Genomic DNA, 14,254 nt, shown 5'->3' on the forward strand with positions numbered 1-14,254 from the left:
CGGGGAACTGCTGGCGCTGGCGAAGGCCATTGGTGCGGCGCTACCCCGAGCTGAGCTCGGACGAGCTGAGCTTCCACCTGGTGGAGGCGCGCGACCGGATCCTGCCTGAGGTGAGCGACAAGCCGGGCGAGTGGGTGGTGCGCTCGCTGACCAAGCGCGGCGCGCACGTCCATTTGAACGCGCACCTGCTCTCGGCGAGCGGCAGTCACGTGGTGCTGTCCACCGGCGAGGAGTTCGACTCCGAGCTGATCGTCTGGACGGTCGGTAACGCCGCGAACCCGATGGTGCACAACCACACCGATCTGCCCATCGACGGCCGCGGGATGCTGCTGGTCCGGCCCGACCTGCGGGTCGGCACCGAAGGCGCGCCGGTGCCGGAGGCGTGGGGCGCCGGCGACGACGCCGCCATCCCCGACCTTGCCGCGGAGCGGCCCGGCGTCTCGACGGTGCCCAACGCCCAGCACGCGGTGCGCCAGGGCAAGCTGCTGGCCCGAAAGCTGATCGCCACGCTGCGCGGGCGGGAGCCCCGACCGTACGTGCACCACAGCCTCGGCGTGGTGGCCACGCTCGGCCTCGGCCTCGGCATCTTCCAGTTCCACCGCCTGGTCATCAAGGGCTTCCCGGCCTGGCTGATGCACCGCGGCTACCACGCGCTCGCGGTGCCAACCTGGGAGCGGAAAGTCCGAGTGCTCGCGGTCTGGGCGACCGCTGTGCCGTTCGGCCGGGACATCGTCTCGCTGCCTCGGTGCAGCACCCCCGGGAGGCATTCCTGGCCGGTGCCACCCCCCGCATGCCCGAGCCCGCCGAAACGGCGGATGCCCGGGTGGACATTGTCACGGCAGGCGATGCCCCGCGTTCATGACGACGCCGTACGCCGGCTCGCCGCGGCCTGCCGAGCGGGCGACGGCGTCGCGATCGAGGCCGTCCTCGACCCGGACGCCGTCGCCGTGTGCGACAGCGGTGGCCACGTGCCCGCCCCGCTCCGACCCGTGCACGGAGCAGCCCAGATCGCCCGGCTGATCCAGGCCCTGCTGCCCGGAGCCGACCTGACCGTCGAGAGCGTCAACGGGCGCGCTGCCCTGCTTGTTCGCCGGGCCGGCACGGCCGTGGCCGTGATCACCGTCGCCTGCCACGAGGATCGGGCCACGACCCTCTGGGCCGTGCTGAATCCCGCCAAGCTGCGGGGCTGGCACCGCGGCTGAGCCTTGTACTGACAGGACATGGTTCCGGACGCCGAGTGGCGTCAGCGTTGAGGCATGAAGAAGGTAACCATGCAGAACACCATTGATCTGACCGGACGACTCGCCGTGGTGACCGGAGCAAGCAGCGGCCTTGGACTGGGTCTGGCGACCCGCCTGGCCGCGGCCGGCGCCAAGGTTCTCCTGCCGGTCCGCGATGAGGCCAAGGGCAAGGCCGCACTGAGCCACATCCGCGCCGAAGCACCCGGTGCGGACGTGTCGCTGCGCGAACTCGACCTGGCCTCGCTGAAGTCGGTGGAGGCCCTGGGCGACACCCTGAACGCCGAGGGCCGGCCGATCCACATTCTGATCAACAACGCCGGGCTGATGACGCCTGCCACGCGACACACCACCGCCGACGGCCTGGAACTGCAGTTCGGGACCAACCACATCGGGCACTTCGCGCTCACCGGCTGGCTGCTGCCGCTGCTGAACGCCGGCCACGCCCGGGTGACCACGATGACCAGCAGCGCGGCCCGGCACGCCAAGCTCAACTGGGAAGACCTGCAGAGCGACCAGGCGTACGCGCCGATCCGCGCCTACAACCAGTCGAAGCTGGCGAACCTGCTGTTCGCACTCGAACTCGACCGGCGCTCCCGGGCCGGGGGCTGGGGGATCGTCAGCAACGCCGCACACCCCGGCACCACCCTGACCGGCCTGTACGCCGCCGGACCCAACCTGGGCCGGGAGAAATCCTCGCCGATCGAGGCCGCGATGAAGCGCCTGGCCCGCTGGGGCGTCCTGGTCCAGGGCGTCGACCGGGGCCTGCTCCCGGCCCTGTACGCGGCCACCAGTCCGGACGCCGAGGGCGGCCACTTCTACGGTCCGGACGGCTTCGGTCAGTTCACCGGCGGTCCGGCCGAGCTGGAGATCTACCGCCCGGCACGCGACGAGGCCGCGGCCACCAGGCTGTGGGACGTCTCGCAACGTCTCGCCGCCGTCGAGTTCGCGGCGGTGTGAGCATGGACCGCGCCCGGCTGGCCGAATACCTGCGTACCCGTCGTGAAGCCCTGCAACCGGAGGACGTCGGCCTGCCCCGCGGGCGGCGCAGGCGCACCCACGGCCTGCGCCGCGAGGAGGTGGCCGTGCTGTCCGACATGTCGATCGACTACTACAGCCGCCTCGAACAGCCGCGCGGTCCCCATCCCTCCGAGCAGATCCTCGGTGCGCTCGCCCGCGGGCTGCGCCTGTCCATGGAGGAGCGTGACCATCTCTTCCGGCTCGCCGGGTACGCCACCCCGCGCCGCTCCACAGACGACCACGTCAACCCGGGGATGATGCGCATCTTCGACGGTCTGCGAGATGCCGCGGCGCAGGTGGTGAGCCCGCTCGGCGAGACCTTGCTGCAGACCCCGCTGTCCGTCGCCCTGATCGGCGACGAGAACGTCCACCAGGGTCTCGCGCGCAGCCTGCACTATCGCTGGTTCACCGACCCGACGACGCGGCTTCTCCGGCCCGCGGAGGGGCCGCTCATCGTTGCGGACCTGCACGGGTCGTACATCCGCGACGGCAAGGATTCCCGGGCGGGCGCGCTGGTCGGCGCGTTGCTCGAGGAAAGCCCGGAGTTCGCCGGGCTCTGGCGTGGGCATCCTGTGGCGAGCCGCTACTGCGGCCCGGTACAGCTCGTGCACCCGCAGGTCGGGCCGATCGACCTGCACTGCCAGCGGCTGATCGACCCGGACCAGTCGCAGCAACTGGTCGTCTACACCGCACAACCAGGCAGCGAGAGCCACGAGAAACTAGAAGTCCTGAAAGTGATCGGCGGCCAGCACCTCGACGAGGCGCTGACCGCCGATCTCGGTGACTAGCGGGTCAGCCAGTCGCGGTAGGAGGTCTTCGCGAGGACTGCGCCCTCCGGGGCGATCAGGACATCACCAGGCACCGCGCCGAACATGCCGGCGGCCGGGTCGACGACGACCGTGCGCTTGTCGCCCTTGGCAGCCAGCGCGGCCCGGCCCCACTCGTCGAGCGTGAAGACCTCGGGGCCGGCCACGTTCCGGGTGCCCTGCAGCGGCGCGCCCACGGCGACCTCGGCCACCGCCTTTGCGACGTCGGCCGACGCCATCGGCTGCACCGGCGTGCCGGGCAGCCGTACCGTGTCTCCGTCGGCGGTCCAGGACAGGATCGCGTCGGCGAACTCGAAGAACTGGGTGGCGCGGATGATCGAGTACGGCACCGGGCCCGCCTTCAGGATCTCCTCTTGCAGCGCTTTGGCGCGGTAGTAAGCGAGGTCCGGCACCTGGTCCACGCCGACGATCGACAGGATCACGGCGTGGCCGACGCCCTCGCGCTGCGCGGCCGCCAGCAGATTTTCCATCGTCGTCCGGAAGAAGTCGGCCGAGGCCTCGTCGAAGGTCGGCGAGTTCGTCAGGTTCAGCACGACGTCGGCGTCCTTGAGTCCGGTGTCGAGGCCCTCGCCGGTGAGCAGGTCCACCCCGTTCGACGGCGACAGCGGCACCGCCTCGTGCCCCTCCGCCTGAAGGATCTTGACGACCTGCGAGCCGATGAGCCCGGTGCCACCCAGCACGGCGATCTTCATGTCTCACACCTCTGTCTCGGTCGGGAGGCCGGGCGTTCACCCGGCTACGCCAGCTATGACCGGACAGCACCGCGAGTTGTGACTCGCGCGCATGTCACACACGGAGCGCATGCCGCTGGAGGGTGAGCAAGTCGGTCAGGCCGAAGTGGCGGGGCCAGTCAGTTCGTGACCGGCCTCGCCCTTCTCATCATGGTGGGGTCGGGAGGGGCTCGGGCTCGTGGTGCGGGGTGTCGAGGCGGGCGTGGGTGTCGGTGCGTAGCTGGGTGACGAGGCTGCGTGCGGTGGTGGTGCCGATGTGGAGGCGTTTGCGGAGGGTGTCGGCGGAGATCGGCCGGTGGTGGTGCTGCCAGTGGAGGGCGTCTTCGGCGCGGGCTCGGTGCAGGAGGTCCTGGTGGGCGGACAACCGTCGGTCCACGTGGGGGTTCGTCCGCGGCGGCGTCCGGTGGTCGTGCACCGGCTCGGCTGACGGTGCCGGCGGGCTGACCTGGTCCGGGGGCTTCGTAGGTTCTCCGAGGCGGGCCTGGCCTCGCGCGGCAGGCGCCGGCTCTGCGGGCGGGCCAGATGTCCGAATGGCCTGGAGAAGTCCGGGGTGAGGTCGACCCGAGGCGCGGTGCTGGGCTCGCACCCAGCCCGTCTCCTCGGGTCGCCTCCCGCACCGGACGTGCGCCTTTCAACGCATCCGGCGCTCCACAAGCCCCGCTGTGCGGTCCGGTTCTGTCACGTGACGCTGGGCCACGGCGACGGGATCTTGACGGCCCGGTAACGGTATCGGGTGGTGCTGACCGACGCCGGGTCGAACAAGGTCACGTTGCCGTCCGCGGGCCACCACCTGTCCCGAGGGTTCGTGCAGTAGCGGCGTAGCAGTTCCTCCCAGTTGGTTCGCCGGTGTTTATCGCATCACCCGACTCCACACGTAGGAGCGTAGGTGTTCGAAGGTCGCACTCGACACTCCGGCTCGGAAGTAGGCTGTCCAGCCTCGCAGCACCGGGTTGAGCCGGCGCGCGAGGTCGGCCAGCGTCTCGTTGACGTTCTGCATGCACATCGCCTTCACCTTCGTCTTGATCGCGCGGAGCGCCTTCTTCGACGGATAGGTGTAGACGTAGTGCCTGGATGTCCCTCTCAAAGGCAATGGCCGTCAGCCCGACCGTCACTAGCTCCAGAGCGTTACGCCGCTCGCTTCGACCGCCACGCCGGTCACCCCGCTCATCGTCCGGTGGGTCATCGTCCCCATCCGGCCCTGGCTCACCATCGCCGTCATCGCCTGGCGGTGGTGCTGGGTCTCCGTCGTCGGGCTCTGGTAGCTCGCCTTCCGGGCCGGGGTCGTCGCCAGCATCAGGTGTCGGACCATCGTCATCCGGCTGACTTGCGGTTCCCGCCATCGAAGTCCTGGTTGTAGCCGGCGAGGTCGAGGGCGGCGTCGACGACGGCCTCCGGCTCGACGAGGCCGGTTCACCAGGCCCCAGCCGAGTGCCTCGGCCGCGTCGACGGCGCGGCCGGTGTACATCATCTCGGCCGCGCGGCCCTCGCCGACCAGCCGGGGGAGGAGATAGCTGATCCCCATCTCCCCCGCGGACAGTCCGAGGCGGACGTTGGCGACGAGAAAGCGGGCGGTGGGGGCGGCGCGCGCAGGTCCACGGCCGGCGCGAGACCGAGCCCGCCGCCCGCGGCGGGGCCGTTGACGGCGGCGAGACCACCGGCACGGGGGCGCCGCGCGGCCGGGCGACGAGGCCAGCCGCTGCTGGCCGCGGTAGCGGTCCTCCGCACTGTCCGGCCCGGCGCCGTCCCATCCGTCCCGGAGGTCGAATCCGGCGCAGAAGCCCCGTCCCGCGCCGGTAAGGACAACGGTGCGAACGTCGCCGGCGGCCTCCACGCGGTCGAGGGCAGCATGGAGACCGCCGATGAACTCCTCGGTGATCGCGCCCGAGTCGGTCCGGCCTGTTCAGCGTGAACATCCAAGTTCCAGGGCGCGGCTCGGCGATTGGCTTATCCGGCCTTCCGCAGACGGAAAGTCGGTCCGGGAAGACTCTCGATGTCTTCCGCCGCCACCGCATGCCCCGCTTCACAGCGGACCTCGACGCCGACCGGCGCACCACACCCGTGGTGGCGCGTCAGCATGGCCGGCCCCTCCGGGTCCGCACGGTAACGGTCGCCCCACTGCAGAAGCCCCAGCACGGCAGGAATCAGATCCATCCCCCTGGGGGTGATCACGTACTTCGGCCGACTCCGCGACCCGGGCACCTGGTACGTCTCGGTGGCCAGGATCCCTTCCTCCACAAGCATGCGGAGCCGCGCCGCGAGCAGGTTACGAGGACACCCGAGGACTCGCTCGAACTCACCGAACCGCGACGAGCCGTAAAAGATCTCGCGCAGGATCAGAATCGTCCACTTTTCCCCCACGATCTCGAGGGTTCGCGCGATCGAACAGTTCGACGTGTCCCGATCGAGGCGAGCGTCCGCGTCGATGCCTTCAGGAGCTGGGGTCCGTCCATCCATGGTGTGATCCTACCGCCCCTGAGTTTAGTATCTAGTACTCAGTCGGCCTGCTGCCCGCCAGCAGCGCGGCGGACGGGCAGCCGTCGCCAGGGTTGTCGCGGTGCCCTCCTCACCGACACTCGGGACAGACCTACCCCCGTTGCAAGTGCGCTCATACGCTAAAGCTCGTCAGGCGTTTTCGGGCACGACGGCGACGACGACCTTGCCGGCCTTCGTACGGCCTTGCTCGACGTGGGCCAGCGCCTCGAGTGTCTCGGAGAACGGGAACGTCCGGTCGATGACCGGGCGGAGCTCCCCCTGGTCGTAGAGGGCGCCGAGCTCGCGCAGCTGGGAGCCGTTGGCCTGCATGAAGAAGAACTGGTAACGCACGCCCAGGGCCTTGGCCTGCCTGCGCACCTTGCGGCTGAGGAAGTTCATGGCCACGCTCAGGAACGCCGGGGCGCCGAGCTGCTTGGCGAATCCGGCGTCCGGCGGGCCGGCGACGCCGATGGCGAGGCCGCCGGGCTTCAGCACGGTCAGCGACTTTTCGAGGTTCGTCCCGCCCAGGGAGTCCAGCGCCAGGTCGTAGCCGGACAGCACCTTCGAGAAGTCTTCCTCGGTGTAGTCGACCACGACGTCGGCGCCGAGGCTGCGGACCAGGCCGATCGTCCGCGTGTTCGTGGTGGTGGCCACCGAAGCCCCGAGGTGCTTGGCGAGCTGGATGACCGTCGAGCCGAGACCGCCGGCGCCCGCGTGGATGAGCACTTTCTGCCCCGGCTGCACGTTCGCCCGCTCGACGAGAATCTGCCAGGCGGCCAGCGCCACCAGTGGCACCGCGGCCGCCTCGTGGAGGGTCAGCGACTCCGGCTTGGGCGCGACGTCGTCCTGGTCGATCGCGATGTACTCCGCGAACCCGCCGATCCGCAGATCGCGCGGACGGGCGTAGATCTCGTCGCCGACGTGGATGCCGCGGACGGCCGGACCGACCTTCGTGACGACGCCGGCCACGTCGTGTCCCAGTACGAACGGCGTCTTGTACTTCAGGAGCTGTTTGAACTCCCCGTTGCGAACCATCTTGTCGAGGGGGTTGATGCTCGTGGCGTGCACCCGGACGAGGACGTCGCGGTCCCCGACCGCGGGCTCGGGTACCTCCGCGGCGCGCACGGTGTCCTTGCCGTACTTCTCGACGACGAATGCCTTCATGTCAGCCAGCTTTCTGCGTCATCCGGTCGCTGGTTTCCCGGTGGCCGCTGGGGATGTCCGGGCAGGTCCGGAGGACTCCGGTCACGCAGGCAAGCCGCCTGCGTGTGCCCCGACGCTAGCAGCTGAGTATAAGAAAGTAAACTCATACCTGCTGGGCAGGCGTACCCCGACCGCAGGGCATCCTTGTCGATCTTTCCGACCGGGTCCTTCGGGATGGCGTCGAGCACGAGCAGCTCGGTCGACCGCATGCTGTAGATCGTCGGGGCCGCGCTGAAGTACGTGGGACGGTGGCGGTTCGACGACGTCGAAGGTCGACCGCGCCGCCGCGCTGAGCTGCTCCGCCATCGCCGTCGCACCCCCGCACCCCGGCGCGGCCGGTGGAACCGGAGGTCAGGACGGGTGCGCGAAGGTGGAAGGGATTGACAGCGAGCGCTCGCGGGCTATCTTCTTATCGACAAATGTGTGAAAGCGGTCACATTCGGTGTCCGCTGATATTCGCGTTGATTCCGAGGAGTTTTCCGACCTGCGATATGCCGTCCGGCAGCGGATGGGCGGCACGTCGCGGACATCCCTCAGCCTGTCTCGTTTCGTGGATCAGGAGAGCCCCGATGGCACAGACGAACACATCCTCGACGGGCGGGCGCCGCTTTACGCTCGTCTCCGCCGACACCCATGCCGGCGCCGCGTTACGCGACTACCGGCCGTACCTGCCCGCTGACCTGCACGAGGAGTTCGACGCCTGGGCTACCGCGTTCGCCGACGGCTGGGTCGACTACGACGTGGAGCAGACCGTCGCCCACGACGACGGGGTGCGCATCGGCGTGTCCTCGTTCCTGTCGCCGTACAACTGGGACAGCCCGAAGCGGCTTGAGCACCTGGAGGAACAGGGCATCGCCGCGGAGGTGATCTTCCCGAACACCGTTCCGCCGTTCTACCCGTCCGGGGTCATCACCGCCCCGGCACCGCTGACCGCGGACGAGTACCGCCTGCGCTGGGCGGGCGTGCAGGCCCACAACCGCTGGCTCGCCGACTTCTGCAAGGACGTCCCGGGTCGCCGCGCCGGGATCGCGCAGATCTTCCTCAACGACGTCGACGCCGCGATCGAGGAGCTGCGCCGGGCGAAGGACGCCGGGCTGGCTGGCGTGATCATTCCGGGCGACCACCACCTGCGGCTGGTGAACATCTTCGGCCGGCGCCTCGACCCGTTCTGGTCCGCCTGCGAGGACCTCGACATGCCCGTGCACCGGCACGCCCAGCAGGTCGCCGAGCCCGAGACGGAGGACAGCGGGCCCGGTGGTCCGGCGGTCGGCACCTACGAGGTCCAGGCATTCACCGAGCGGACCCTGCCGCAGCTCACCATCGGCGGGGTGCTGCACCGCCACCCGCGGCTGAAGTTCGTCATCGTCGAGGCGAACGCGGCCTGGGTCGTGCCCGCGCTGGCCGCCCTCGACAACTGGTACCACTTCACGAACGCGGAGGACTCGCCGCTGAAGATCTTTGGCGGCCGCGCGATCGCCGACCACGACCTGCTGCCCAGCGAGTACTTCCGGCGTAACTGCTACATCGGGAGCTTCCTGACCGGACAGGACATCGCGGCCCGTCACGAGATCGGCGTCGACAACCTTATGTGGGGTTCGGACTACCCGCACCATGAGGGAACGTGGCCCTTCACGGAAATCGCGCTGCGGTCGAACTTCAGCGGTATTCCCGAGGACGAGGCCCGCAGGATCGCGGGGGAGACGGCGGCGAAGGTCTACAACCTGGACGTGGACTTCCTGCGGTCGATCGGGGACCGCATCGGGCCGCTCCCGGAACACATCGCGCAACCCGTGACGGCGGCTGACATCCCGTCGAACACCGCCTGCCCGACGTTCCTCACCTTCGCGGCCTGATCGGCCCAGCGGAGTCCCGATGACAACCACGAGTGACGCCGCCGCCGATTCCCCGTTGCGCCCGGAGGACTTCGACCACCACGCGCCGGAGTTCGCCCGGAACTCGGACGCGTGGCGGAAGGTGGCCCGCGGGTGCCCGGTGGCGCATTCCCAGCGGCAGGGTGGGTTCTACGTGGCGGCCCGCTATGCGGACGTCGATCAGGTGGCGCACGAGGACCAGGCGTTCTCCAGTGTCTTCGACCCGGCGCGAGGGCTCGGCGGGGGCCATTAACCCACACATACCGGTGGAGGAAGCCACGACGCAGTCCATCTGCCGGCTCCCCAGCCCGCGGGCAGGGGAGCGGGCGCGGGGGCTGCGTGCGCGAGGCGCGGGCGACCGGGTTGGATCGGCCGGTCCAGGTGCCGAGCAGCGAGTAGCCACTGAAACTGCCGCCCATCGGCCAGGTCGTGTCCGTACCCTCGCCGGCACCGGGCGCCGGCCGGCCCTGATCGGTTGCCAAACCCGAGGGCCCAGAAAATGATCGGCCCAATGGCCTGACCGGAGTTCGAAGGGTGAACGCCGCGCATTCGAGTGGCAAGAACCGGAACACGCTTTCGTTGCCTTCATTATATGGCGCACCGGGTGGATGATGTCAAGATCATAATGGCGGTGCAGAATGGCGGACCGTAGTCGGATCCTGCGTACGGCAGGACCGAGGAACGGGAGCCGAACATGCGCGTGTTGTTGTCGACGTACGGGTCGCGGGGGGACGTCGAACCGCTGCTGGGGCTCGCGGTGCGGGTGCGGGAACTCGGCGTCCAGGTGCGGATGTGCGCGCCACCGGACGAGGAGTTCGCGCGGCGGCTGGCCGATGTCGGCGTCGCGATGGTGCCGATCGGCCCGCCGATGGGTTCGATGGTGGCGCCCTCGTCATCGGCGGAGGCGTCCCGGCGGGTGTCCGACCTGGCGGCGCTGTTCGACGAGATCCTCGCGGCGGCGGCGGGATGCGACGCGCTCCTGGCGACGGGGATGGCGCATTTCGCCTCGCGGTCGGTGGCCGAGCGGCTCGCCATCCCGTACGTGTACGCGACGTTCTGCCCGTTTCTGCTGCCGTCGCCATATCAGGCGCCGCCGCCGCTCCTGCTGCCGGGCCAGCCGGCGCCGCCGGCGAATGCCGGCAACCGGGCGCTGTGGCATCTGAACGCGCAGTCGTTCAACCGGCTCCATCGCGAGGCGCTCAACGCCCATCGGGCCTCGGTCGGCCTGCCGCCGGTGGACGACGTCCGTTCCTTCCTCCTCACCGACCACCCGTGGCTGGCGACGGACCCGGTCCTGGGCCCCTGGCGGGAGACGGCGGACCTCGACGTCGTGCACACCGGTGCGTGGATCCTGCCGGACGAGCGTCCGCTGCCGGCCGATCTGACTGCTTTCCTGAATGCTGGCGAACCGCCGGTCTACGTCGGTTTCGGCAGCATGCGCGGAGTGCGCCCGGATACCGCGCGGATGGCCATCGCGGTTGTCCGCGGGCAGGGCAGGCGCGTGCTCGTCGGGCGCGGCTGGGCGCACCTGAGCCTGATCGACGATGGGGACGACTGTTTCCTCGTCGGCGAGGTCAACCAGCAGGCACTGTTCGGCCGGGTGGCCGCGGTCGTGCACCACGGTGGCGCGGGGACGACGACGGCGGCGGCTCGGGCCGGCGCTCCCCAGGTGGTGGTGCCCCAGGCCGCGGACCAGCCCTACTGGGCCGCCCGGGTGGCCGACCTGGGTATCGGTGCGGCGCACGACGGTCCCACGCCGACGATCGAATCCCTGACCACGGCGCTCGACGTGGCGCTGGCCCCCGAGACCCGTGCGCGAGCGATGGCCCTGGCCGGCACGATCCGCGCCGACGGGGCGGCGGCGGCCGCGACCCTGCTGATCGACCATGTTGATCGACCATGTTGATCGACCGTGTTGATCGACCGTGTTGACCGCGGCCCCGGGCCGGCGACGCTGCCGGCGCGGGGCCGCGGGGATCGCACCGGCCTGGTGGCCGGGGTGGTTGCTCAGCTTCCCCAGGTGCCGAGCAGGGAGTAGCCGCTGAAGCCGCCGCCGGCGATGGCCTCGGCCTTGACGGTGCCGCTGACCTGGACCGGGCTCAGGCTGTACGGCGGCATGGTGGTGCCGTTGCCGAGCTGGCCGTAGTAGTTGCTGCCCCAGGCCCACGCGGTGCCGTCCCAGCGCAGCGCGTACCCGCTGAAGCTGCCCGCCGAGATCGCGGTGACGCCGACGAGCCCGGTGCCTCCGTTGACCTGGACGGGGACCAGCGACGACTCGTCGTCGCCGTTGCCGAGCTGGCCGGTGTTGCCCAGCCCCCAGGCCCACAGGGTGGCGTCCCGGCGCAGCGCGTAGCCGGTGTTGCCCTCGCTGCTGGCCGCGATGGCGGTCACCTGGGTGAGGCCGGGTACGACGACGGGCGTCGAGCTGGCCGTGGTGGTGTCGTTGCCGAGCTGGCCGTGGTCGTTCTCGCCCCAGGCCCGCACCATGCCGTCCCAGCCCAGCGCGTAGCCGTTCTCCTGGCCGCCGGCGATCGCCCTGATGCCGCTGAGCCCGGCGACCTGGACCGGCACCGAGCTGTCGGTGGTGGTGCCGTCGCCGAGCTGGCCCTCGTCGTTGTAGCCCCAGGCCCACACGGTGCCGTCGCCGCGCAGGGCGTATCCCGTCTGGCCGCCGCTCGCGATGGCGATGATGCGGTCCAGCCCGCCGACCTGCACGGGAACCCGGCTGCTGGTGGTGGTGGTGCCGTTGCCCAGCTGCCCGTAGGTGTTGTAGCCCCAGGCCCACACGGTGCCGTTCTGGCGCAGCGCGTACCCGTTGACGCTGCCGCCGGCGAGAGCGGAGACCTGGGTCAGGCCGCTGATCCGGACGGGGAGCGTGCGGTTCATGGTGGTGCCGTCGCCCAGCTGCCCGTACGCGTTGTAGCCCCAGGACCAGGGGGTGCCGTCCGCGCGCACCGCGTAGCCGGAATACCGGCCCGCTGCGACGCCGACCACGCGGTCGAGGCCAGTCAGGCCGCTGACCCGGACGGGCACGGCGCTGTTGGTGGTGGTGCCGTTCCCCAGCGCCCCGAGTCCGTTGTAACCCCAGGACCATTCCGTGCCGCTGGCAGCCGCGAGGCGATGTGGCCCGGTGGCGGTGTCCGGTGGCGTGGTTGCCGCCGTGGCCGCGGCGGCCGCGGTGGGCAGAGCCAGGATGCCGGCAGCGGCCAGCGCCAGCGTCCCCGGGCCCAGCCGTCGTCGACGAAACATGGTCACTCCTCGTCCCTGTGGGTGTCGTCATCGACGCCCCTTGGTCGCGAAGAGTAGTCAGTCCCTGCCGCGATGCCGCCGTTCGTCCACGATGGCCGTCGCTCTGCGTGTCGAGTGCATTGCCGGACGTCCGGGTCGGGGTCAGCTTTCGGGTTGCCCTCGCCGGTCAAGTGCGCGCAGACCCACGGCTACACCGCGAACTGTGGGATTCTCGGCGTCCGTGCGTGGGGCCACCGCTCTTGCCTGGGTCACAGTCGGTGGGAGGGTGCGGGTGGGCGAGACACCGCTGCTGGCGGGCATCACGGTCGTGGCGGTGGAGCAGGCGGTGGCCGCGCCGCTGGCGAGCCGCCACCTGGCCGATCTCGGCGCTCGGGTGATCAAGGTGGAGCGGCCGGACGGCGGCGACTTCGCGCGGCGCTACGACACGGCGGTCGCCGGCATGGGCAGCCACTTCGTCTGGCTGAACCGGGGCAAGGAGTCGATCACCCTCGACCTGAAGCATCCCGCGGGCGCCGCCGTGCTCGCCGATCTGGTCGCCCGCGCCGACGTCCTGCTGCAGAATCTGGCGCCGGGCGTGGCGGCCCGCCTCGGATTCGGATCGGACGAGGTACGCGCCCGCCATCCGCGGCTGGTCACGGTGAGCGTCTCCGGTTACGGCACCGGCGGACCGTTCGCGGACCGGCGCGCCTACGACATGCTCGTGCAGAGCGAGACCGGGCTCGCCTCGGTGACCGGGCCGCCGGAACGGGCGGCGAAGACGGGAATACCCGCGTCCGACATCGCCGCCGGCATGTATGCCTTCAGCGGCGCGCTCGCCGCCCTGCTCGCCCGGGAGCGCACGGGTCACGGCGCGGCCATCGAGACCAGCCTGTTCGACGCGACCGCCGAATGGCTCGGCTACCAGATCCACTACGCGGCGGCGACCGGCGTCGTCCCGCCGCGCGCCGGCCTGAGTCACGCCAGCATCGCCCCCTACGACGCCTTCCCGACGGCTGACGGCGCCGAGGTCCTCATCGGCATCCAGAACGACCGCGAGTGGGCGCGGTTCGCGACGTCGTTCCTGGGCCGCCCGGACCTCGTGGACCATCCGGACTGGGCCACCAACGTCGCCCGGGTGCGCCACCGGCGGCTCGTCGACGCGCTGATCGGCGGCCGGACGGCGACGCTCACCGCCGACGAGACGATCGCGCGGCTCGACGCGATCGACATCGCGAGCGCCCGCCTGAACTCCGTCGCCGACCTGCTGACCCATCCGCAGCTCGTCGCCCGTGAGCGGTGGCGCGACGTCGACACCCCGGTCGGTCCCGTCCGCGCGCTGCGCCCGCCGATCGACGTCGTCGCCGGCGGTGTCGCGCCGTCGACGGGGCCGGTGCCGGCGCTCGGCGAGCACACCGACGCCGTCCTGCGCTGGCTCGGCTATCCGACGGAACGCATCGCCCGGCTGCGAGCCGCGGGCGCGGTCTAGTCCGTTCCTCGGGTTGCGATCTTTGTGTCGGCCTGTCGCGCCAGCGGTCCGAGGCCGTTCGCGGCCGGCGGTCCGTGACAGCGTTCTGACACTGTCACGGCGTTCTCTGCCAGAAACCTAGGGACAAACCGGACACGACACACCAGGAAACTGGCATCACGCCGCCTTCCCCGGCGGC

At 70.6% G+C, this 14,254-nt stretch carries 14 protein-coding genes; 7 read left to right on the plus strand and 7 right to left on the minus strand.

Annotation, left to right across the window (positions count from 1 at the left end; genetic code table 11):
* Positions 1-32: 32 nt before the first annotated feature.
* From C1A33_RS37055 to C1A33_RS24895, 3 genes are read left to right on the plus strand one after another with little or no spacing between them, the layout of a single operon-like run.
* Positions 33-1,202 (plus strand): FAD-dependent oxidoreductase, encoded by a 1,170-nt coding sequence (locus C1A33_RS37055; protein ID WP_243407920.1) that lies wholly within the window; start codon positions 33-35, stop codon positions 1,200-1,202.
* A gap of 54 nt (positions 1,203-1,256) precedes the next feature.
* A complete protein-coding gene (locus C1A33_RS24890) occupies positions 1,257-2,198 on the plus strand; it encodes an SDR family oxidoreductase (protein WP_341477266.1) in 942 nt (313 codons plus the stop codon).
* Positions 2,199-2,200: 2 nt separating this feature from the next.
* Positions 2,201-3,046, plus strand: a complete 846-nt coding sequence (locus C1A33_RS24895) for a helix-turn-helix transcriptional regulator (RefSeq protein WP_101833808.1) — start codon at positions 2,201-2,203, stop codon at positions 3,044-3,046.
* On the opposite strand, the gene C1A33_RS24900 is transcribed toward C1A33_RS24895, so the two are convergent.
* The 6 genes from C1A33_RS24900 to C1A33_RS24925 all read right to left on the minus strand — a co-directional run bounded on the left by C1A33_RS24900 (position 3,043) and on the right by C1A33_RS24925 (position 7,452).
* Positions 3,043-3,777 carry an SDR family oxidoreductase gene (locus C1A33_RS24900; RefSeq protein ID WP_101833809.1) on the minus strand — a complete coding sequence of 245 codons (735 nt, stop codon included), beginning with the start codon at positions 3,775-3,777 and terminating at the stop codon, positions 3,043-3,045. The genes C1A33_RS24895 and C1A33_RS24900 overlap by 4 nt on opposite strands.
* A 187-nt stretch (positions 3,778-3,964) precedes the next feature.
* The gene (locus C1A33_RS24905) at positions 3,965-4,192 is read right to left on the minus strand and encodes a hypothetical protein (protein WP_243407921.1); all 228 of its coding nucleotides are present in this window, start codon (positions 4,190-4,192) and stop codon (positions 3,965-3,967) included.
* Between the two features lie 474 nt (positions 4,193-4,666).
* On the minus strand, positions 4,667-4,900 hold the full coding sequence (locus tag C1A33_RS37060; RefSeq protein WP_243407922.1) for a group II intron maturase-specific domain-containing protein: 234 nt from the start codon (positions 4,898-4,900) through the stop codon (positions 4,667-4,669).
* Positions 4,901-4,927: 27 nt separating this feature from the next.
* The gene (locus C1A33_RS37590) at positions 4,928-5,647 is read right to left on the minus strand and encodes an enoyl-CoA hydratase/isomerase family protein (RefSeq protein ID WP_101833811.1); all 720 of its coding nucleotides are present in this window, start codon (positions 5,645-5,647) and stop codon (positions 4,928-4,930) included.
* Positions 5,648-5,760: 113 nt separating this feature from the next.
* Positions 5,761-6,270, minus strand: a complete 510-nt coding sequence (locus tag C1A33_RS24920) for a winged helix-turn-helix transcriptional regulator (protein WP_101833813.1) — start codon at positions 6,268-6,270, stop codon at positions 5,761-5,763.
* Positions 6,271-6,438: 168 nt separating this feature from the next.
* Positions 6,439-7,452: an NADP-dependent oxidoreductase gene (locus tag C1A33_RS24925; RefSeq protein ID WP_101833815.1), complete on the minus strand. Its 1,014-nt coding sequence runs from the start codon at positions 7,450-7,452 to the stop codon at positions 6,439-6,441.
* Positions 7,453-8,060: 608 nt separating this feature from the next.
* Between C1A33_RS24925 and C1A33_RS24930 the strand changes: the two genes are divergently transcribed.
* The 3 genes from C1A33_RS24930 (at position 8,061) to C1A33_RS24940 (ending at position 11,268) form a co-directional block, all read left to right on the plus strand.
* Positions 8,061-9,344 (plus strand): amidohydrolase family protein, encoded by a 1,284-nt coding sequence (locus C1A33_RS24930; protein ID WP_165818575.1) that lies wholly within the window; start codon positions 8,061-8,063, stop codon positions 9,342-9,344.
* A 19-nt stretch (positions 9,345-9,363) separates the two neighbouring features.
* Complete coding sequence (locus tag C1A33_RS24935) at positions 9,364-9,615, plus strand: hypothetical protein (protein WP_101833819.1); 252 nt, start codon at positions 9,364-9,366, stop codon at positions 9,613-9,615.
* A 441-nt stretch (positions 9,616-10,056) separates the two neighbouring features.
* A complete protein-coding gene (locus tag C1A33_RS24940; protein WP_101833821.1) occupies positions 10,057-11,268 on the plus strand; it encodes a glycosyltransferase in 1,212 nt (403 codons plus the stop codon).
* A 101-nt stretch (positions 11,269-11,369) separates the two neighbouring features.
* Here the strand turns inward: C1A33_RS24940 and C1A33_RS24945 are convergent, their stop codons facing one another.
* Entirely contained in the window at positions 11,370-12,611 is a 1,242-nt protein-coding gene (locus C1A33_RS24945; protein ID WP_101833823.1) for an RCC1-like domain-containing protein, read from the minus strand.
* Positions 12,612-12,882: 271 nt separating this feature from the next.
* Between C1A33_RS24945 and C1A33_RS24950 the strand changes: the two genes are divergently transcribed.
* Complete coding sequence (locus tag C1A33_RS24950; RefSeq protein ID WP_243407923.1) at positions 12,883-14,076, plus strand: CaiB/BaiF CoA transferase family protein; 1,194 nt, start codon at positions 12,883-12,885, stop codon at positions 14,074-14,076.
* Positions 14,077-14,254 lie beyond the last annotated feature (178 nt).

Source organism: Frankia canadensis, assembly GCF_900197875.1.
GTDB classification, from domain to species: Bacteria; Actinomycetota; Actinomycetes; order Frankiales; family Frankiaceae; genus Frankia; species Frankia canadensis.

Excerpts from the sequence above, each read along its gene's own strand:
- C1A33_RS24890 (WP_341477266.1), top strand. The coding sequence starts at position 1,257 with ATGAAGAAGGTAACCATGCAGAACACCATTGATCTGACCGGACGACTC.
- C1A33_RS24895 (WP_101833808.1), top strand. The coding sequence starts at position 2,201 with ATGGACCGCGCCCGGCTGGCCGAATACCTGCGTACCCGTCGTGAAGCC.
- C1A33_RS24900 (WP_101833809.1), bottom strand. The coding sequence starts at position 3,777 with ATGAAGATCGCCGTGCTGGGTGGCACCGGGCTCATCGGCTCGCAGGTC.
- C1A33_RS24920 (WP_101833813.1), bottom strand. The coding sequence starts at position 6,270 with ATGGATGGACGGACCCCAGCTCCTGAAGGCATCGACGCGGACGCTCGC.
- C1A33_RS24925 (WP_101833815.1), bottom strand. The coding sequence starts at position 7,452 with ATGAAGGCATTCGTCGTCGAGAAGTACGGCAAGGACACCGTGCGCGCC.
- C1A33_RS24930 (WP_165818575.1), top strand. The coding sequence starts at position 8,061 with ATGGCACAGACGAACACATCCTCGACGGGCGGGCGCCGCTTTACGCTC.
- C1A33_RS24935 (WP_101833819.1), top strand. The coding sequence starts at position 9,364 with ATGACAACCACGAGTGACGCCGCCGCCGATTCCCCGTTGCGCCCGGAG.
- C1A33_RS24940 (WP_101833821.1), top strand. The coding sequence starts at position 10,057 with ATGCGCGTGTTGTTGTCGACGTACGGGTCGCGGGGGGACGTCGAACCG.
- C1A33_RS24945 (WP_101833823.1), bottom strand. The coding sequence starts at position 12,611 with ATGTTTCGTCGACGACGGCTGGGCCCGGGGACGCTGGCGCTGGCCGCT.